The sequence below is a fragment of the Butyrivibrio sp. VCB2006 genome (assembly GCF_000420945.1).
Lineage (GTDB): Bacteria > Bacillota > Clostridia > Lachnospirales > Lachnospiraceae > Butyrivibrio.
The window spans coordinates 1-21,349 of record NZ_ATVX01000026.1 but is presented as its reverse complement, the minus strand read 5'-3'; the positions used below and the strand labels follow the sequence as shown (position 1 = coordinate 21,349).

Genomic DNA, 21,349 nt, shown 5'->3' with positions numbered 1-21,349 from the left:
CTGCCCATGTCTGAAGAATACTTATTTTCAACAAGATCATATATGAATGACCAGTCGATGGCTTTATCAATAAGCCTGAGCATGTGGTCCTGTGGAACCAGATCGTCCATGCTCACAAACTGCATTTGTTCACGCTTTCTTTCGGTATTAGAAGTCATCATAAAGGCAATCCCCATCCCCAACTTTGATACTTCTATTATACCAGAAAAAGTGCCTCAAGCCCAGATAAATACTGGGTTTTCGGCACTTTTATAAAGAAAAATCCACGGCAAATGCCGTGGACTTTGTCTACAGTCTGAAGCCATAGCATTCTTCGCTATGGCTTTTAATATGATCATATTGCCGACATGGCTTTACCAAGTTTCTTCCATGTATTATCAGAAAAACGTACGTCACGTAAAAATGCCGGACTTGCATTACCTTCTATGACTATTATCTCATCATCACTTACACATATGTCCCACCCAATCATATGAGCGCCTTCAGGCGCCATCTTATGAAGCTTAACAGTAAAATCTACAACACTTTCCCAATTTGGAATAATATGCCCTGTCACTTTAGTATTTGTAGATGGATGAATTTCTACTTCATTAGTACGATAATTAACTCCTTTCAATATTTCACCATTTTTTATATCTATAACATAGCTCAAGCCACCTGAGTGAAGATTATCAACAATACTATCTGCCATTCCAACTCTCAGAAAAGCATACACAAGCTCAATTTTATCGTCGCATTTAAGGGTAATCATCCTTATAGTATTAAGAGAAGAAGGATTTACATCATGGAAAAAACCTTTCTGTTCATAATACTCTTCAACTAAATATTTATCTTCTGAGTCAGATAATTCTCTGTACAGTTTTCTTAATTCGTTTTCATCAGCCGATACTTTTCTTGCACCTTCTCCGCCATAGCCACCGATTGGTTTAACAAAAACGTGTCCATTAGCAGATGACAGTCTTTTTATAAACTCCTCTTCTGACACATCATCAACACAACACCATTTTCTCCCAAGATATTCATTATAAGCATTATAAAAATCCGGCTTTGAAGTCAAAAAGTCCGTTGAAGTCTGATCATTCAAACGGCTTCTCATAAAAATCAATCTTGTCCTATTTACATTATGATTCCTATAGAATGGGTTGCGATATTTATATAGCTCATATATAAAATAATCTCCAGGTTGTACTCCAAACGCAACATTGGCAAGTATGTAATCTAATTTATTTAGAAGAGTGTTTTTACAACTGGTAGATTCAGCTACCATTGTATTATAATCTCCGCGGTTCAAAAATCTGCCCTTAAACAATCTTGTTATCATCAATTTATAATAGTCATATTTCCAATTCATTTTCATATATCCTCCATTTTATCCCGTATTATATAGCATCTAAGGCTTTTCGCATTTTTTCCCAAGTATTATGTGTAAAGTCAACATCAGCTGGGAATCCCGGTCCAGTATTAGCCTCTATAACCAGCAAATCATTATCACTAATACATATATCCCATCCTATTAATCTCGCCCCTTCAGGTGCATGACGATGCAGCTCTATTGCATATTCAATAATTTTTTCCCAATTTGGTATTATATTACCAGCTACAGTAACTCCTGAAGAAGGATGTCTAATTATTCCACATTCCGAATATGTAACGCCTGGGAGAATCAGTCCATTTTTAATATCTATCGTATAACTCACACCACCGGAATGAAGATTATCGACTATACTTCCTTTTCCACCGGCTCTTAAATATGCATAAACAACCTCGATGTTATTACCGATTTTTAAGGTAGTAACACGAATCGTATTCAATGACGACGGATTTATCTCATGCAGCAATCCTTTTTGTTCATAGTATTCTTCAACAATATATTTATCACGTTTGCCCTCTAAATCCTGAAACAGCTTCCACAGCGCCTCCTTATCTGAAGGTATTTTCAAAATGCCCTTACCGCCATATCCGTCAAGAGGTTTGCATATTACGAACCCATCCGGATTGGAAAACATATCAACAAATTCATCGGCAGTTTTAGAATCAAGCAAACACCATTTTCTTCCAAGATAATTGCCATAAGCCTCGTCAAATATAGCTTTACTGGAGAACAATTCCACAGCACTCTTATCATTTAATTTACTTTTTGAAAAATTTAGTCTCTGCCTAGTAACTAAATGATTACGATAAAATGGATTATGACTAGTGTATAAGCAAAATCGAAAATAATCTTCGGGTTCGACCCCAAACATAGCATTGGCTAAAATGTAATCTACTTTCGTCCAAAGGGAATTATTACAGGCTTTTGAGGTTCCAACAAGTTCCCTATATTTCCACATAAGATAGCTTTTCTTACTAACTATATGCTTCAGCCTAAATCTTATATATGAAAGTCTCCAATTCATTTCAAAAATCTTCTTTCCATACGTATTGCATTATTACTTATAAAACTCAGGAAACAGAGATTGTAGAAGAAATATAATCAAACAGTTCCTGACAATCATCGTCCTCTGCTCTTTGAAGTGTTATTGTAAAAACCCGATATTTGGATACTATAATGTATGTCGTCTGATAAATTCTCTCCTCCTCAGGTGCCTGATAATTCCCAGAAATAATAAATCCTGGATGCCCATCAAACACTGACTTTTCAAAAGAACTTACTTTATAACCTACATCTAAACCATACTCAGAATTATAAGCAGATGACATTAATTCTTCATAAGAATCCTTCGTAAGCTTTGTCGGATCCGAAATATCTGTATTTCCACCTGACTCTTCCAGCGCTATTTTTTCTCTATTCGTCAATACCTTATCTTTTCCGTTGTCATATGCATTGAAACGAATAATTGATGATTCCATAGGATAGTTAACATTAACAAATAATCCCTTTTCTTTTTCAGGCTTAAAATCCGGTGGAATTGTTATCGTACACATCAAAGCCTCTTTAACGTCTTCATTCGCGTAAGCCAAGCTTTTCCCCAGACAAAGAACCATAGCAATTATTACTGCTCCCAGGGCACTCTTTATCCATACTTCAATATTATGTTTTCTAATACCTTTTATTTTCATTTTCCCTCAATCAATTAGTTCTTCAAATACACTAATAGCTTAATCTATACACTCGCGACCAATCAGTAGTATACAACAAACTGCAATTTGCAAATCCATAGTTATTCTCAAATTTCTCAGCAATTATGTCATCCTCAGCTCGCTCGCCCCTTTTTAGATATAATACAAACTCTTTTCCCGCTTTTCCATCAATAAACGCTTCAATCCTTTCATCTTCCAAGTTATCGACAAAAAAGACATTATCAAACTCAGCCAGTTGGCATATATCCTGTGTAGCTCTAGGTGCAGTACTATTATTATCTGTAAGATAAATACATTCAGAGTCATCTAACTCACGGAGCACATCATATTTTCCTTCATTAGGAGCATAAACCCACTTGGGGTTAGTCCATGCCATCACTACTATAGATGCCAGCATTATTAAAATTACCATTGGCATTTTTAGATTTATTTCCCCGATAGCTCTATCATAAATTGCCCATAGCCATGTGAACAAGCATAATAACACCGGAATCAAGGAATAAACATATCGAAGATCAAGTATTTCAATAGCCATGGTAATTAACATAAAGGCAATAACTGCAGGCATGATGACTAAAAATGCCAGCTTATCCTCATTTTCAAAGCGAAATTTCTTTCGGATCTTAGGTATTCCAATTACCAATAATACTATAACCAACGTCAGCAAAATTGTCGCAATAGGGAAGTACTTAACTACTTCTTTAGTTATCTTAGCAGTTTTAATCAGATTTGAAACTCGGAAAAGATTCCCAAAGGACTCTCCACCTTTTCCCTGATTTGTAGCATTATTCAAATTTGTAAAATAAAAAGCTGCAAATGCCAATGCTCCGCACACAGCAGACAGTATACTTCGAACAACATCCAAATACCTTTTTTCAAAAAATAAGTCTATAACAAGAAAGGCACATAGAAAAAAGGCATAAAAGACAAAGAAGTATTGTGTCATCACTCCTAAAAACAAGATAATAGCCAAACAAAAGTAATTCAAAATAATTCCTTTTGTACTGTTCACTAGCTTTACAGCTATCAATGCAAGAAAAACAGTCAACATTGTCATTAGCATGTACATACGTATCATCATAACGGTTGTAATGCCGCCTATACCCAATCCATACAATACTACGGAAGCAATTCCATACTTCTTTTTTCCAAATATAGACAGATTCAGTTGGTATAATGCCACTAATGTAAATATGTAAAATATCATATTAGGGATAAGCCCTAGCCATTTAGAAAAAAAGCCTGGAAAGAAAGAACATAAAGTGTGCAAGATCATATAATGCAGAGGCGGATGAACATCTTTACTTTGGTTATAAATAACGGAATCATATGCGAATCTATCATCTTTACCAACCGTTAAATAATCCCAAAAATCGCCACCGGAATACTCTTTCCAAGCCATATCGCCACCAGTGACATCAGAAATGAACGGGGTAAAGTATCCATTTGAAAGTCCGAAAGTATATAGTTCATCACAAAAAAAGTCTGCCTTTTTAACTCCCCAAAACAGGCACACCCCCATAATAAACATGATAACAAATACAACTTCTTTATTTTTCTTTATGCTGCTAAACATACCCATAACAACTTTTATTTAGAATCCCTCATATTTTTGTTTCAGTGTAAGTAATAATATACCAAAATAAGCATAGTGCCTTTTATAAGACACTATGCTAATAAACTCCTATTCTTAAGCCTCGTAGCTGTCAATAAGCTCAAGAGAATGCTCTTCGTTCATCTGCTTGCACATTTCAACAAGTGCCTCAAGAGGAACGTTCTGGATCTGCTTGTTAGAACCACGTACATTGATTGATACTGTTCCCTCAGCAGCTTCTTTATCACCAATTACAAGAATGTATGGATCCTTGTAGTTCTTGTACTTCTTGATCTTCTCCTTCATGTTGTTGTCAGAGTAATCTGCTTCAACACGAACCCCTGCATCCATAAGAGCCTTTTCAACCTTCTTGGCATACTCGTTATGCTCAAGACGAATAGGAACGATACCTACCTGATATGGGCTGAGCCAGAATGGGAATACACCCTTGAAGTTCTCGATGATGATACCAATAAATCTCTCAAGTGATCCGTAGATAGCTCTGTGAATAACTACAGGCATCTGCATTGAACCATCCTGAGCCTGGTATGTAAGGCCAAAGTTGTGAGGAAGCTGGAAGTCAAGCTGTACTGTACCGCACTGCCACTCTCTTCCAAGAGCGTCCTTGATCTGAAGGTCAATCTTAGGGCCATAGAAAGCACCATCACCCTCATTGATCTCGTAGCCACCTTCGCCGTACTTCTCATCAAGGATTTCCTTAAGAGCAGCCTCAGCTCTGTTCCATACCTCGATGTCACCCATGAAGTCCTCAGGTCTTGTTGAGAACTCAGCTCTGTATGTAACACCGAATGTTGAATAGATCTCGTCAGCGATTGCAATTACGTCAGCAATCTCTTCCTTGATCTGTGATTCCATTACGAATGTATGGTCATCATCCTGACGGAACTCCTGAACACGGAAAAGGCCGTTCATCTGTCCAGACTTCTCCTTACGGTGAAGTACATCGTACTCACTGTAACGGATAGGGAGCTCTTTGTAAGAATGATTTGTTCTCTTATATGTCATCATGGCATTAGGACAGTTCATAGGCTTAGCTGCCATTGTGTCATTCTGCTCACGATTGTAGATTACAGAACCAGCCTGAATCTTGATATTCTTGGGTTCCTCTGTTGGATCGTTGTTGTTCTCAAGTACGCCAGGAATCTCAGCGTCAGCCTTAAGCCAGCCTGATACGCCTGGAACCATGAACATGTTGTTTACATAGTGAGCCCAGTGTCCACTAATAAGCCAAAGCTTCTTGTTGTTAACAAGAGGAGCTGCGATTTCAGTGTAACCATGTCTCTCCTGTACTTCTCTTGAGTATTTAAGAAGTGCCTGGTACATCTTCCATCCTCTTGGAAGCCAATATGGCATACCAGGAGCTGTCTCATCAAACATGAAAAGATCAAGCTCTGCACCGATTTTCTTGTGATCTCTCTCAAGTGCTTCCTGAATCATCTTAATGTGCTTCTTGAGCTCATCCTTGCTTGGGAAAGCATAAAGATAAATTCTTGAAAGCTGATCCCTCTTCTCATCGCCTCTCCAGTATGCACCAGATACAGATTTAACCTGGTATGATACGTTCATAAGCTCTTGAGAATTCTCAACGTGAGGTCCGCGGCAAAGATCCACATAGTCCTCACCTGTATAATAAACTGTGATGATCTCATCCTCTGGAAGGTCATTAATAAGCTCTGTCTTGAACTTCTGATCCTTGAACATTTCAAGTGCTTCCGACTTTGAAACCTCTTTACGTGTCCAATCTTCTCTTCTCTTGATGATTTCACGCATCTTATCTTCGATGGTCTTGAAATCCTCCTGAGTTACAGCCTTAGGAAGAACAAAATCATAGTAGCAACCATCATCGATCTGAGGTCCGATTGCATACTGAACTTCCTTGCCATAAAGCTCAATAACAGCCTTAGCCAGTACGTGTGCCATTGAATGGCGGTAAACTTCTAAAAACTCTTCTTTATTCATTTTGTGTCCTTTCTTGCAATACCTACCGGGTAATGCGCTATAAAAAAGTTAATTTATCACAATAAATGGCATCACTTTTTCATGATGCCAATTTATTATCTCTGTATCATATGATGCTTAAGCATTTTTGCCGTGGCACTTCTTGTACTTCTTACCACTTCCGCATGGGCATGGATCGTTAGGATATACCTTGTTCTCTTTTCTTACTGTGTGAGAAGCCTTCTCTTCCTTGTAAAGCTCTTTAAGCTTATCCTCATCGAAGATTGACTTCCACTCCTCAAGGCCATAGAGCCAGTCTGCACCAGCTGCTACCATGTTCTTGTAAAGAAGCTCCTTGTCAAAGCCAAGGTTAACCTCTGTGTCCTCTGTCATATCGTCAATTGGATTCTGCTCCTTAAGTGAGTCATTGATACCATCAAGGAATCCAACCATATACATAAGCTCAACGCCGTATTTCTCAGCAAGGCCCTTAACTGTGCCTGTAACTACCTCGTCAGGATTCTTGAGAAGCTGTGCGTAAATATCGCGTTCCTTCTGAAAATAATCTGTCCATAATCTCTGAAGATCGCCCTTATTGGCTGTCTCAGAATAGGCTTTGTCACGCCACTCTTGTAATAATGCCATAAATAATACTCCATTTCTTATATTAAAAAATTTAATTTACATGTATTTTATATGCACGTATGCAATATTTTAATATATTTCTATTAGGATGTAAACATACCCAAAAGTCTCTTTAGCTCCGCTTCAATTTTGTCATACTCGTCATTAAGGAAACTATTGTCGTATGTCCATTCATTTTCAGATATAGATATTAGTTCATCTATCTCTCGTCCAATATCGCACTTAGAATCGGCAACCTTGATATATGGTAGTTTTTTGATCCAATCATAGCCGCCACTTACTTTATGGCTAAGATTATCCACTGCCAAACAAGGTGTACCTGTAATAGCACACATAATCATGCCATGAAGTCTATCTGTTATAACAAATCTTGAAATAGCAAATTCTACGAGTTTGCTTTCAACCACATCTTCTCTATCTCTAGAATATACTCTTTTTCCGATCACGGTGTCCGTATCCGATTGCATAATTCCTTTTTGGGACACAATGCTCTTAATATTATCAATCAAGCTATTATCGAAGACCTTTTCTCTGTCGGATCTAAAACACATCAAAGCTGCATTCCCTCTTATGCATTTCAGTTCCGGTTTTAGAGAAAATACCATGTCCGGCACATAATACTTATTATCTACCCCATCAAAGTTTTCACATGCAAAATCATATGACGCCTTATCTCTAAGAAACATAGTGATTTCGCCCTGATGTTCTCTATATATTCTCTGAGATATTGTCAATTCCGCATTGCCCTCGGAACTATCTTCATAAAAAATAGTTTGTGGCATAATGATTACTTTATTTTCTGGAAAACTTTGAAGCAGTAGTCTTACTAAGTTTTCTTCATTCAACCAAATTGTTCCTAAAAATCCCCCACCATGAACTACGATAACCGTCTCTTTGGATATTACAGTCTTATATACATCCATATATCTCCACAGCTCATATGCCATGATTTCTTTCCACTTTGCTTTGGGGAAACGCGAATTAATAAAATTCATTTCTGCCAACGTAATAGCCTGATCCCCAACATTCCCGTGTCTTGGTGTACATACGAGAACAAAATCTAAGTCCTTGAAATTATTCTTTATGTACTTCTTTTTTAAAGAAACATCTAACTTTTTAATATAACTCTTTATAGCAGACATATTTTCCCTCCCCAAACGTAATAAATACTATCAAACGCACATATAATAATCAAGTTTTATACTTAATATTATGTTGAACAACACTTACTACTATGCTATAGTTTTTGTGGTTTTTAGTACAAATAAGTGAAAGGGCTGGCAAAATGGAAGCTCCTAAGAGGATAGATCACATTGATGTAGCAAAAGGCATAGCTATCATTCTAGTTGTGTGCATGCACGCGGTAACAAATAATCACAATGTTTTTCAAGTCTCTCACCCTATTTTTCTTAATTGGATGGCATCATTTGCCGTTCCAACCTTTTTTTTCATAAATGGTTTTCTGTATAAGGAAGAATATGCCTCCTTTCCGGTTAAAACAATCATCAAGAAAATCAAAGCTTATTATATTCCGTATGTAGCTTATAACTTATTTTTCTATGTTTTGGATCTTATCCAAAATAATCTGTTAGATTCAAGCTATGATTATACTATACGATCCATTGCCAAAGGCCTGTTAACTGTTATACTAGGTAAAATTCAGCCCTTAGGCGGTCCAATGTGGTTTTTAAGAGCACTTATTGTTATGACAGTCATTTATGTGCTAATTGACTCTGTGTCATCCCGCCTTAAAAATGGGCAATACCGATATCTGCTCAACACAATTCTTGTAATTGCTTGCACTCTTACAAGTCTCACCGGCATTGTTCCCACTACATTTAACGCATATGATGGATTCCGATATCTGATCATTTTTTATTTAGGAATTCTATATAAACGATTCAACATTAATACCTATGTCACCAAACACGTAACTCTAACAGCAGCTATTTCCTTTTTATGCACAATCATTATATCTAGCATCTTTTCTGTAGGCTTGGCCTTTAGAAGCAATATTCCTCTAGCATACTTGGAAATGATATTAGGGATAATATTTGTATTTTCTTTATCCCAAATAACGGTAGTTAGTAAATCTCGAGTATTAAGATTACTTGGACAATGCTCTCTCGAAATTATGGCACTGCACTTTTTAGCTTTCAAACCTGTCAGTTACTTAATAGTTCGAATGTTTAGCATTAATAGTAGTCATATATTTGATATTCCCGTAATAATGAATAATAGCTATCCACAATACCTATGGCCCTTATATGTACTAAGCGGACTAATTATTCCATCGCTTTTTTCTTTTTACATTATCAAAAGAGGTAACAAACATGTCCCAAAATAAAATTCGAATTCTCTCCATTGCCAAGACAAATAACACTGTTAATGTAGAGTATTCTGCAAGTGGCGAATGTACTAAATACTTAACTGATAAAAGAAATTTTGCAATTACTTATTCTTTCGACGTAGAAGAAATACCCGATAGTATTTGTGTCATCCCATTTGTCGGTAATTTTCTTCCCTTTATATTTTTATTTGATGCGGATCTTTATGTTAATTCCATCGATGAAACCTTTATGAATTGCATAGATGAAGTACGTGGCGGTTATAAGGAAATGTACCCCATGATGAACTTTGCCGGAAGAGTTCATGCAGAAAAACTTGAATCAGTCCCACACCCCACAAGCAAGCATAAAGCCGCTGCCTTCTTTAGTGGTGGTGTAGATGCTTACACAACACTCATCAGGCACATTGAAGAAAAGCCATTACTTATTACACTAGCCGGAGCTGATGTAAAGCTAGATGACCTGAGTGGAATTAGTCAGATATTTAATATGGCCAAACAAGCTGCTCTAAATTACGATTTAGATACTGTGTTCATATCCTCAGAATTCAGGAAAATATTTGATGAAGGTTCCATGATTGAATATCTTGAACCCTCTAAGGATAGATGGTGGCATGGTTTTCATCATGGTATTGGCATAATCTCTCACGCAGCACTTGCATCGTACTATTATGGAATTGAGACCGTTTATATCGCATCATCTTTTACAGAAACGCTTAAAGGAACATATACTTGTGCCAGTGATCCACTAATCGACAATCATATTAAATATGTTTCTTCTAAGGTTATTCATGATAGCTATGACATGAATCGTCAACAGAAAATATCTTTTCTGGTTGATCAAAAGTATAATCATAATCGGGCATCTAAGGTCCATGTATGCTTTCTTTCTTCAGGTGGCCATAACTGTTGTCGTTGTGAAAAATGTTATAGAACAATCTTTCAGATTGCAGCGGCAGGCGGAAATCCATCAGACTTTGGATTTACATGGAATAAAGATTGTGTTGATGATTTTATTTCCAGACTGGAAACAAAAGACCTCATACTTGATTACCAAAAAATACACAGATATTTTGAGCCAACACAGAGACTAATGCAAGAAAATGAAAACATCATTCCTAATGTCGAATGGTACAAACCGTTTATAAACTATGATTTTAATAAATATGCAGATGATTTACGAGCTTATATAAAAGCAAAATACAGCCACCCAAGAGCAAAAAAAGTCATACGCAAAATAAAAGGACTACTGCACTAATGCAGTGGTCCTTTCTTCATTTCTCACAATATTTTTGCTCTAAAATCATCAAAATACATTTTTTTCATATCCTGATAATCTGCCTTGTCTATTGCCATGAGTTCAGCAATACACCTCAAGACATTTTCCGGACTTGAATTCTCACAGAACTTAACAGAATTAAGACTTTTTATCCACTCGTATGTTCCATACACTTTATTATCCACTGAAGGCATTACCACTACCGGTGTCCCAGTTATCACAGACAAAACCATTCCATGAAGTCTGTCTGTAACTACGATTCTTGCTGAAGAGATTTCTCTAATCATTGATAATACTTCTTCATCTCTCATTTCGTCCGGGACATTTCTGGCAATCTGTGTATCTATCAGCTTATAATTCTGATAATTAGATCCAATTGCTTTTACAATAGCTGTTCTATCTACGTTACCGTTATGTTCAGGATCGCATCGCATGCAGATATCAATTCCTGCGCGCTCATCCAAAGGTTTAGTGTCTTCATTCCACAAATAATAAACCATATCCGGTGATAGGACATTTTTACAATTTGAAAAATGCTTGCTTGAAAACTCAAAAGAATCCTTGTCTCTTGAAACTATGGTCATGTCCTTATGCTTGTTATATATTGCCTTTGCTTCTGCTAAAGCTTTTTTTCCGCTCTTTGTATCTTGGTAGTTTATTGATACAGGAAAGACTATTATTTTATTATCTGGAAAATGTTTTACAATAAATCTCCTTATACCATCAATATAGGCATATAAGCTTCCAAAGTTCCCTCCTCCCTGTAAAACAATTACGTCTTCTTTGGTTATTCCTCTGGTAATCGCGCCAGAACATGTAAAACACCTCGAAAGGGATATTCTCTCAACTTCATAATCTTGAAAATTATCTCCTAGATACTTCTCTGTAGCATATGCAATAGCCAAGTCACCGATATTACCATAGTCTGGAAGCATCATCAGAAAAACTCTTTTTTCCCCATTTGCCCTATAGCTATTTAAATCCTTTCTCCCGTTGTGAAAACTTACATATCTGTATAAATGAAGCTTATTCAAAAGCTTATGAAACACTTTTTTTCCCATAAATCACCTTTAACTCATTTTCTTACCATCTATTACGTTTTTTATATTGTACAAAAAACATATAAGACAGTATTGTTTTAATTGAATAAGCCTTAGAATCACTCTTCTCTTTCCCGATGTGTTGGAAAGCTCCAATGCTTTTTCTATATCCTCAGAATCACAAATAGTCTTTATTCTACGAAGCTTTTCATTTAGCGATAAGCTTTTTTTACAGCTAATCTGTTTTAGATTAGTTGTTACTAGTCTTAAGTACATAGAACTAAATCTTTTTTTCTGCCTGAAATTATCCTGGTATAAATTGCAATAATCAATAGCATTACGATAGAATCTTGTAACAGAATCGAAATACCCATCGACAAATTTGGTGATAAGACTTCCTGAGCTTTTTACATAATATGTATAATATAGCTTATTATTTACAACTATTTTGTCGGCGTATTGAAACATCTTAGAAGCAAAAATAATATCTTCGTATATAGGATATTCTTCATAGAAATGAAGTCCATTTTCCTGTAAAAATGACATCTTGTATAGCTTATTCCAAGGCGCATTAAATACTTCATGATCTATAGATGTTATTAGATAATTGTCAAAATAATCCTTAGCCCCACCAACAAACATCAGTGGCATATGATTTGGTGTTTTCACATCCGTATCTACGTTATAATACCAAAAGCCAAACATCACCACATCAGCATTATTTGCTATAGCCAAACTAACATTGTCCTCTATAACTTTATCAGTAACAGTATCATCCACGTCAAAAAAAACAATGTACTCTCCTGTTGCAGCTTTGGTGCCTGCATTTCGTGCAGCACTGAGGCCCCCATTAGCCTGGTGTACAACCCTAATTCTTGCATCTTTCTTAGAATACTCATCTAGCATTATTCCACTTTTGTCAGTGCTTCCATCATCTACCATGATGCATTCAATATTCTCATAAGTCTGAGATAATATGCCTTTGACGCAATCATCTATATATGGTTCGCCATTATAAACAGCTACAACGATACTTACTTTACTATCATTCATCAAGTATTACCTCTGTCTTGATGCCCTAACCTTCCCAACAACCTGATTAACCTTATTGATTATTGTTTTGGCACCTTCAGTTCTTATGTACGCAACAAAAAATATAACACAACAAATAATTCCAGTTGAAATGCCCTTAACCAAAAGAGAAAGCACTCCCGTTACAGGATAGAATCTCCACGCAGTCTTTAACACAAAGATAACCGCTGCAATCAACGAAATATGCTTTATTATACCCAAGAAGTAATATTTGGGGCTTCTATCAAAATACTCCTCAAAAAGAAGTTTTGGCTCATACCAGCAATAGGACGTTAACCTTGCTATAGCTGAAGCAAAAATGACTCCTGCAAGTCCTATAACATGACCTAATATTATGGACAAAACAATATTTTCAATTGCACCTAACAACATCAAATATTTAGTTCGAAGATATAGTCCGGTTGCATCTCTATATATCCACAAAGGCAAAAGCACACAGGATAAGTATGCATTTCCGGTTATAGCAATAACAACCAGTTCTGATAGCTGATACTTTTCTCCAAGCCACACATAAATAACATCATTAGCCATTACACAGAACAGTCCAGTAATAATACCGCAGAAGATAAAGCTGGCTGACTGAAGTGCCTGAAAAACCTCATATCTTTTCTTGGAATTTTCTTTGGCAATAACATTTCCTATGCTCGCTGTCATAGATGTAAATATTATCTGTTCAATTAAAAGTAATTTACTACTTAGCATCAAGTAATTAGAGTATAGTCCTACTGTAGCAGTGCTAATTACTTTGGAAATAATAACGTTATCCGTAGCAGTAAACAACGTTCCAGAAGCCTTATAAATAAACACAGACTTCATATTTTCAACAATTTTCTTTCGAATGTCTATATCACTGCTAATTTTTCCTTTAATGTGTTTTATATAAGGATACTCTTTTTCTGCAGTTCTGGACGCAACAAGGTTATTGAACAATACAGATACTGTACCTATTGCGAGATATATGATGTAGTTCTGATATACTAATAGAACTATTATCCTGACAATTGATCTTATCCACTGTGTAATATTTCTTATTCTTACAACCTTATAATCTTTCTGATCCGCAGTTAAAAGTGTAGTCTTATAAACAAATAAGTAAGACATTACTGTATTAGCCAGCGAAAAAAGATAATAAACTTCCAGGTATGGAATGTCTCGCTCAGTATTTATTATTAATCTAAGAAAAGGAACACAGCATAGTCCAAGACATAAAACAACAAGTGCTATAACATTGTATATTCTCTTATAGAACGCTATTAGAGATGCTATCTTCTCCTCATCTTTTTCAGCTAGTGGCTTGTAAAAGCTGTAAGCCATAGCTGTGGAAAATCCCAAATCTGCCATCGACAAAAGATTGAGTACATCAGAAAAGATACCATTTAATCCTAGATACTCATTTCCCAATGTATGTATAAAAACAGTACGTCTAATAAAACTTAGAAGCATGCCAGAAAAATGATATACAAATCCCGTGGCCGCATTCTGCGCCGATCTTTTTGCTCTACTATCACTCATTATAAAACTAACCTCATTCTCCTATTATTGGAAGCTCAACAAAAAAGCAGCTTCCTTCTCCAACACAGCTTTCGCAGTAAATATTACCTCCCAGCTGTTCAATTATATTTTTGGCTATTGAAAGTCCCAAGCCACTACTAACTTCCCCTGATGGAGTCCTTGCCTCAGATACTCTGTATGTCCTATCAAAAATATGTCCTATAGCATCTTGGGGAATGCCTCTTCCAGTGTCTTTTACATAAAACACAAACATATTATTCCTAACGTTTGCCCCAAGTACAATATCATCTCCCTTATCAGAATATTTCTGTGCATTAGTGAACAGATTATCTAAAACTCTACTGAGCTTATTCACATCTGCTTTGACTTTAGCCTCGTCACTATCTGATATCTCGAGTACCATATTTCTATCTTTGTATCTATCATCAATTTCTGCAGAAAAAAAGTACTCTTCCAGAAACTGCACAATAGAAATATCTGTAAGTTCCAAATCTTCACTGCCATTTTCAAGTCTGGTCAGGTAATATAAATCTTGAATCAGCACTTCCAAATTCTTGGTTCTACTGTCGAGAAGTCTTAGCATCTGCAACGCTTCAGCCTCTTCACTATCCTGAATAAACTTACCCGCATCATGCATCTGTTTAAGACAATCGATGGAACTGCGTATTGCTGTTAGCGGTGCCCTTAGATCATGTGATATATTTTCAAGCATCATCCTTCGCTGATTTTCAGCCTCTTTTAGTTTTACATTGGCTTCCAGTAGTTTTTTGGAAAGCTCCGCAACAGTATCTGTATCTACACTTGGTTGTTCAAATCTTTTCTTTTCTGTCATCTTTCCCTCGTTGTCACTAATTGTGTTTGATAAGTTTATACCCCTTAGACCACACAGTTTCTATTAAATTATCTACTCCTGTTTTGTCCTGAATCTTCTTACGAAGCCTTGAAACATTTACCATTACATTTCTACGATCAGATTCAATATAGGTTCCCCAAAGCCTAACACCTATTTCCTCAAAAGTAATTTCTTTATTTGCATTTTCAGCCAGAAATAACATTAAATCGTATTCTTTGTTAGATATAATTATTTCTTCATCTTCATAAAAAAGTTTATGCTTTTCCTTATCAAGACTAAATTGCCCAAGGTCTATCACCAGGCTATTATTTCTGCCTGTATTCTTATGGGAATTTCTGCGGATATTGGCAACTATTCTCATGTAAACTTCTCTGAGACTGTATGGTTTTTCTATATAATCATCCCCACCGGCTTCAAAGCCTTCCACTTTGTCATCCTCTGATACTTTTCCTGACAGGAAAAGAATAGGCACATCGGTTTTCACCCTGATTTTCCTGCAAAGTGTATAGCCGTCTATCTCGGGCATCATAACATCCAAAAGGATGCAATCCGGTTTGAATTTCTGCACGATATCCATTGCCTCCGCCGGCTTATTACATATCCTGACTTCACATTCTTTTTCCTCAAAGAATTTTTTATTTATTTGTAAAACCTCAAAGTCATCATCCACCATAAGTATTTTGTACATGGTTTATCCCTCATTTATAAATACATTTACTGTGCAACAACCATCTTCTTATTCTCTATCTTGATTTCTCGGTCACAATACTGTAAAACAGATCGTCTGTGAGTTATAAGAAGACATGTAGGTGATGGATTCCATCGTCTAATTCCTTCAAGTACGCTAAGCTCTGTACTCTCGTCAAGAGATGATGTAGCTTCGTCTAATATAAGGAACGGAGCCTTTCTGACTAATGCTCTTGCTATTGCAATTCTCTGCGCCTGTCCTTCTGAAATACCAACGCCTTTTTCGCCGATAACAGTATCAATTCCGTCAGGAAATTCATTAACAAAGTCATAGGCAGCTGCACTCTTAAGAGCAGTGACCACTTCCTCATCTGTAGCATCTTTTTTCCCCATCAAAACATTGTCTTTGATGCTACCACTAAAAAGGGTATTTCCCTGAGGAACATATGCGATAAAGTTTCGTGCGTCTGGGCAAGCTGGGATAGTCTCTCCCTTTGCATTGTAGAACTCTATGTTTCCCTTCATCTTATTGGTAAACGCCATTATCAAGCGCACCAATGTTGTCTTACCAATTCCGGATTTACCTACTATTGCAGTAAACTCACCTGGTTTGAAATCAATACTAGCCTGATCAAATACAAGTTCATCTGTATAGCCAAATGAAACTGTTTCAACCTTGACACCAATCTTCTCAGGTTCAATCGCCTTTCCTTCATACTTTTCCTTAGGAAGATTCTGAAGCTCAATGATTCGACCTGCTGAGGCCAGCATAGAAATAAGCCTTGGTACAAGCTGCGCAAGACTAACAATAGGAGACTGAATTCTATTTACAAGCTGAAGGAAAACTGTCATTGTACCATAGGTTATTGTCTTATTAGCAATGCATATTGCTCCCCAGGCAAATGCCACAATATAACCGAGTTGGAATGACAATCCCATGGCTGCGGAAGCATACATGTTGGTTCTATTTCTTTTAAAAACCCAGTAAATACGTTCATCTCGAAGCTGCGTCAGTCTCTCTTCTGAATAGTCCTCAAGACAGAATGATTTCTCTATGAGTATGTTCGCAAGACTCTCCTGCATAAATGAACGATATTTAGACTCTGTTTCCTGAACTTTCACAGTAAGATACTTAAGTTTTCTTCCAAGAATCACACTGGCAAACATTGCAATAGGTGCAACAAGAAGTGCAAACAATGCAAGCCTTAAATCGTAATATGCCAGAGTAAAGAAAGTTACCAATAACTCAACAACCAATCTAATGATAGTAGGAATTGTGTTGGCTATACCATCAGAAACAGCTGACACATCACTGGTAAGTCTTGTCATCAGATCGCCCGTATGGTATTTGGATACATCGATCCAACATGTATCAAGAATTCTTCTATAGACCTTTTTCCTGATACCAAATCCAAATTTTTCATAGACAACTGTAGAAACCAAAGTGCTGATAATTCCAAGAAGCTGAGCCCCAAGAATAACAACAACATAAATCGCTATTATCTTCCATAAATCGGAAAGATTACCTACAGCAGCCCTATCAATCATCTCTTTACCAATTATCGCCATTCCCACAGACAAAAGTGTGGCGCCAAGATCAAAAAACATTAACAGTAGAAGTTGCGGAATGTAAGGCTTTGTATAGCTAAGGCACCATTTAAAGTATTCCTTTGCATCATTACGTCTACTCCAATAACGTTTTAATTTCTCAATTTTCCCCATAATTACTTAATCCTTGCACTAAACTTGTCAACTATGGCATACCCGTCAGCGGCGCCATCTCCTCCAGTTACGAATGCCTGTCCAACTCTTATCCAGGCATGAGCCACCATTTTCTGATTCTCATCCATCTTGCATCCAAGATACAGCGTAGAATCTATTTTCTTTTCAGCTAATAATCGCTGTGCTGTAAGAGCTCTTACCAGGCATTTACTCTCCCACTTTGTCTTGCTACATACCTGATTAACTGCATATGCTACTTTTTTGGCATATCTATATTCGTCCAATGTAGCTTCGTAAGAAGTTTCATTCCCCTCAATTCCCCATTTGCTATTTAGCTTTTTGGTATCTTCATATAGCATCTGATGTCTATAATAGGCTGATAAAACCCATGCCTTTAAAGTTACGCCTTTATGCTCGTTATACCTGATAAATCTATATGTTCTGGCAATAATACTCATAATACAATCAATTCCTCATTATCCATGCGCCATCAAACAATAAACAGCACCAAAATAGCGTGCTAAAAATAATTTGAATCTATCTTTTATCGGCGCACATTTAATTGCTTCGATGTTTTCTCTATATTTCACACTATAATATTCATGCATCTTATTTGCGGAATCCCTTCCATAGCGTCTCTTACTCTGCGCATAAATATTAGCTATTTTTCCAAGAGTAAAAATCAAAAACCTATCTGCATAGTCCTTTTCATCGGATTTAAGCATTTCATATGTTGCCCAAAAAGACTCTGACGCAGGAATAGTGATATCTGTCTTTCCGGCTCCGGTTATGCTGTCGGTTCTGATTCTGTAAGCATATAATCTATCATCTGTCCAAACTGCTTTCTTTATTCCTTTTGCAGCTTCCGCATGAAATATAATATCTTCAAGTTTGTAGTTTCTATACCTGATGCTCTTCAGAACTTCAGCTTTGTATAATTTATTCCAGCTCCAACCTATGGGTCCTGTAAAAGAGTCCATGAAATGCTCTATGTATTCCGCATGACTCTCAATATGTATATCTTTCCCGGGTTCATACACAAGTTCAGGTTCTTCTTCTCCATCTTCAAATGTCTGCTCAAGACATAAAGAAATATCAGCGTCATTTTCTTTTAGCAGTTCCAACAGTCTTTCAAACATCTGCGGATGAACATAGTCATCCGGATCAGTAAAGCCTATATATTCTCCCTTTGCAAGATCAAGTCCAACGTTCCTTACTGTTGAATGGCCCATATTCTTTTCATTATGAACAACTGTTATTCTACTATCACGACCAGCCCATTCATCAGCAATCTCACCTGCCCTGTCCGGTGAATTATCATCGATGACAATTATCTGCAAATTGCGATAAGTTTGGTTTGTCAAAGACCTAAGACTTTTATCTATATATTTCTCAACATTATGCGCCGGAACAATAATGCTTATTAACCCCTTTTCCATATCTAATTCCTCTCAAATGAACATTTATCAGGAAGTATAACTTCAAAAGCTTCTTGGACTTTTGTCTTGTAACTTTCAAAAACGCTTTCATCAGAAGTATCCAATGTATCATTTATAACCAATACAGGTCGCTGCTTTGTTTTGATAGCATCACAAATCTCTGCAAGTGAATCCTCCATTTTATAGAAATCATAGTATTTACCCATTTTATCTACATTGAAGGGCTCAAAATTGCCATGCGCCAAATTGTAATATCGCATCATCCAGTGGTTTAAGTCCAAAGGAGATCTAAACCTATTCATGCATACCTTATCAAGATTTTCATCTTCCATCTTCCATGCCTTTTCAAACACACTTTTTTTATGTGCTAATGGAAGGTGCGTGTCATAAAAAGACGACAATCTTGAATTCCCCATCTTGGTAAGGTTCATGAAGTTGTTCTTTGCTCCATAATTAACATTTACCCATTTATTGAAATGCTTAAATGCTTCCTTTCCACCTTTGTAATACTTATTAACTGAAACTTCGCAGTTCTAAAACTGCATTCGAACCTTGAAAACTCAATAAAAATTGGCAATTAAGTACCATCATGAAACCTGTAGCTGTCGCTGCATGGATGGTGTCAGTGCAGAAATGAAAGTATCGATCATTGATGATATTTCTTCTTCTCCAAGCTCAAATCTTTCTGCCATCATATCGGAGAACAGCTCCATGATCATCCTGAATGCCTGAACAAAAGTGACATCTGCAAGCTCATCTACAAAATAAGTGAACAGCTCGCCCAATGTGCGAGGATCTTCAGATTCCCTATTATCCACAGCAAGCATCATGTATCTGGCAAAAACGACAGCTGTATGCGCCGTCATTGCATCATACGAAAGCGATCTGCACTCATTAGCTAGCTTGAGGTAGCTCTTACATACCTTAAAAAACACCTCGATTTTCCAGCGTTTTGAGTAAATGCGGATCATCTCCTCTTCATCGATGTTGTAGTCTGTTGAGATAAGACACAGATAGTCCTTTCTGTTTGATCTGTTTCTAACAAATACGATTTTTACAGGAATCTTGCGGTCGTCCTTCTGAATTTCAACTACCAGAGAGAGAAGATATTTCGATCTGCCACGACGCTTGCGGTTCATTTTGTAGAGTTCTTTCAAAGTATACTTCCCGCCTCTGTAGATGAAAGACATTTTGTCAGAACGCTTGATCATTGCAATCACATCGTAACCGAGTCTTTCAACAGCTGTCAGTGTTTTAGGAGAAGCAAACCATGTATCAAAAAGGACATAATCAGCAGGTATCATAGCTTTTCTGGCTTCTTTGATCAGTTCGATCATTGCGTCTGTACCCTTCATCACAGAAAGCTTTCTGCGCTTGAATCCATTGCTCCTGCGGTCGACATCATTGCTGCTGATAAGTTTGTTCTCGTTTGAAGATGACAGCAGGATCTGGTTCACTGGTAGGAATGTATTGCCATCAGTCCATCCAAGAGTGAGCATTCTGAATCCATAAAGAAATTTCTTGTTTGCATGATCATAGATTTTGGATAGCATTTCCACTTTCTTCGAACAAGCTCTTGAGAAGATTGAGTCATCAACTATGAGGGCATTTACCCTATCCTCTGAAGTTGCAGGAGCAATAACATCCCTGCATATATTTGATGCAAGAAGTGTTGTAAAGCGAATCCAGTTGATACTGATGCTCTTCATGAACCGGTAGTACGTGTCCTTTGCAAAAGTGGCAGTATTGCTGCCAAGAAGCATATCCATGTACATGGACTTATTTTTGAAAACCAGCGCAAAGGCATACATCAGTATCTGCGCAGGGGCTATGCCTTTTGTCTTCCTGACATTTGATGCTTTTAGTATTGATGAAATTCGGAATCTCTCAAAAAAGATTCTGATTGAATCAGCATTCTGCTTAGAATCGAAGTCATTCTGTGATATAATTTTAGACAAGGCGTGAGTCTCCTTTTGGATGATTTTTGGTGGTACTTAAATTATACCAAATATAGAGGCTTCTCGCCTTTTTAAATGCCGGTTTTTATTGAATTTTCAAGGTTCTAGCGCACTTTTTATGTGCGAAGTTTAAGTTATTAA

The 21,349-nt window shown here is 36.8% G+C and carries 19 protein-coding genes and 1 pseudogene; 2 read left to right on the top strand and 18 right to left on the bottom strand.

Going from position 1 to position 21,349, the window contains the following annotated elements; translation table 11 throughout:
* From G613_RS19330 to G613_RS0116715, 8 genes and pseudogenes are all read right to left on the bottom strand, one after another.
* Positions 1-158: pseudogene (locus G613_RS19330) on the bottom strand (IS5/IS1182 family transposase); the annotation flags it as partial.
* 176 nt (positions 159-334) lie between these two features.
* A complete protein-coding gene (locus G613_RS0116745) occupies positions 335-1,357 on the bottom strand; it encodes a sugar-transfer associated ATP-grasp domain-containing protein (protein ID WP_029233699.1) in 1,023 nt (340 codons plus the stop codon).
* A gap of 22 nt (positions 1,358-1,379) precedes the next feature.
* Entirely contained in the window at positions 1,380-2,396 is a 1,017-nt protein-coding gene (locus tag G613_RS0116740) for a sugar-transfer associated ATP-grasp domain-containing protein (RefSeq protein ID WP_029233698.1), read from the bottom strand.
* Between the two features lie 46 nt (positions 2,397-2,442).
* Positions 2,443-3,060: a hypothetical protein gene (locus G613_RS0116735; RefSeq protein ID WP_029233697.1), complete on the bottom strand. Its 618-nt coding sequence runs from the start codon at positions 3,058-3,060 to the stop codon at positions 2,443-2,445.
* A 31-nt stretch (positions 3,061-3,091) separates the two neighbouring features.
* Complete coding sequence (locus tag G613_RS0116730; protein WP_029233696.1) at positions 3,092-4,663, bottom strand: hypothetical protein; 1,572 nt, start codon at positions 4,661-4,663, stop codon at positions 3,092-3,094.
* 108 nt (positions 4,664-4,771) lie between these two features.
* Positions 4,772-6,655: a threonine--tRNA ligase gene (locus G613_RS0116725; protein WP_029233695.1), complete on the bottom strand. Its 1,884-nt coding sequence runs from the start codon at positions 6,653-6,655 to the stop codon at positions 4,772-4,774.
* Between the two features lie 117 nt (positions 6,656-6,772).
* Positions 6,773-7,279, bottom strand: coding sequence for an SEC-C metal-binding domain-containing protein (locus G613_RS0116720; protein WP_029233694.1), 507 nt, complete (start codon positions 7,277-7,279; stop codon positions 6,773-6,775).
* 83 nt (positions 7,280-7,362) lie between these two features.
* Positions 7,363-8,421 carry a polysaccharide pyruvyl transferase family protein gene (locus tag G613_RS0116715; protein ID WP_029233693.1) on the bottom strand — a complete coding sequence of 353 codons (1,059 nt, stop codon included), beginning with the start codon at positions 8,419-8,421 and terminating at the stop codon, positions 7,363-7,365.
* Between the two features lie 143 nt (positions 8,422-8,564).
* Between G613_RS0116715 and G613_RS0116710 the strand changes: the two genes are divergently transcribed.
* Both G613_RS0116710 and G613_RS0116705 read left to right on the top strand, forming a co-directional pair.
* Positions 8,565-9,626 (top strand): acyltransferase family protein, encoded by a 1,062-nt coding sequence (locus tag G613_RS0116710; protein ID WP_029233692.1) that lies wholly within the window; start codon positions 8,565-8,567, stop codon positions 9,624-9,626.
* Entirely contained in the window at positions 9,613-10,884 is a 1,272-nt protein-coding gene (locus tag G613_RS0116705; RefSeq protein WP_029233691.1) for a hypothetical protein, read from the top strand. Before G613_RS0116710 ends, G613_RS0116705 begins: the two co-directional genes overlap by 14 nt.
* A gap of 23 nt (positions 10,885-10,907) precedes the next feature.
* On the opposite strand, the gene G613_RS0116700 is transcribed toward G613_RS0116705, so the two are convergent.
* From G613_RS0116700 to G613_RS0116655, 10 genes are all read right to left on the bottom strand, one after another.
* Positions 10,908-11,966, bottom strand: a complete 1,059-nt coding sequence (locus G613_RS0116700) for a polysaccharide pyruvyl transferase family protein (RefSeq protein WP_029233690.1) — start codon at positions 11,964-11,966, stop codon at positions 10,908-10,910.
* 9 nt (positions 11,967-11,975) lie between these two features.
* Positions 11,976-12,998 carry a glycosyltransferase family 2 protein gene (locus G613_RS0116695; RefSeq protein ID WP_029233689.1) on the bottom strand — a complete coding sequence of 341 codons (1,023 nt, stop codon included), beginning with the start codon at positions 12,996-12,998 and terminating at the stop codon, positions 11,976-11,978.
* A gap of 6 nt (positions 12,999-13,004) precedes the next feature.
* The gene (locus G613_RS0116690; RefSeq protein ID WP_029233688.1) at positions 13,005-14,549 is read right to left on the bottom strand and encodes a lipopolysaccharide biosynthesis protein; all 1,545 of its coding nucleotides are present in this window, start codon (positions 14,547-14,549) and stop codon (positions 13,005-13,007) included.
* A gap of 13 nt (positions 14,550-14,562) precedes the next feature.
* The gene (locus tag G613_RS0116685; RefSeq protein WP_029233687.1) at positions 14,563-15,381 is read right to left on the bottom strand and encodes a sensor histidine kinase; all 819 of its coding nucleotides are present in this window, start codon (positions 15,379-15,381) and stop codon (positions 14,563-14,565) included.
* 16 nt (positions 15,382-15,397) lie between these two features.
* Positions 15,398-16,090, bottom strand: a complete 693-nt coding sequence (locus G613_RS0116680) for a response regulator transcription factor (protein ID WP_029233686.1) — start codon at positions 16,088-16,090, stop codon at positions 15,398-15,400.
* 26 nt (positions 16,091-16,116) lie between these two features.
* Positions 16,117-17,811 carry an ABC transporter ATP-binding protein gene (locus G613_RS0116675; RefSeq protein WP_029233685.1) on the bottom strand — a complete coding sequence of 565 codons (1,695 nt, stop codon included), beginning with the start codon at positions 17,809-17,811 and terminating at the stop codon, positions 16,117-16,119.
* Between the two features lie 2 nt (positions 17,812-17,813).
* The gene (locus tag G613_RS18920; RefSeq protein WP_029233684.1) at positions 17,814-18,269 is read right to left on the bottom strand and encodes a lasso peptide biosynthesis B2 protein; all 456 of its coding nucleotides are present in this window, start codon (positions 18,267-18,269) and stop codon (positions 17,814-17,816) included.
* 18 nt (positions 18,270-18,287) lie between these two features.
* Positions 18,288-19,250 carry a glycosyltransferase family 2 protein gene (locus G613_RS0116665; protein ID WP_029233683.1) on the bottom strand — a complete coding sequence of 321 codons (963 nt, stop codon included), beginning with the start codon at positions 19,248-19,250 and terminating at the stop codon, positions 18,288-18,290.
* Between the two features lie 2 nt (positions 19,251-19,252).
* The gene (locus G613_RS0116660) at positions 19,253-19,582 is read right to left on the bottom strand and encodes a hypothetical protein (protein WP_155828116.1); all 330 of its coding nucleotides are present in this window, start codon (positions 19,580-19,582) and stop codon (positions 19,253-19,255) included.
* 255 nt (positions 19,583-19,837) lie between these two features.
* The gene (locus tag G613_RS0116655; protein WP_029232373.1) at positions 19,838-21,208 is read right to left on the bottom strand and encodes an IS4 family transposase; all 1,371 of its coding nucleotides are present in this window, start codon (positions 21,206-21,208) and stop codon (positions 19,838-19,840) included.
* Between the last annotated feature and the right edge of the window lie 141 nt (positions 21,209-21,349).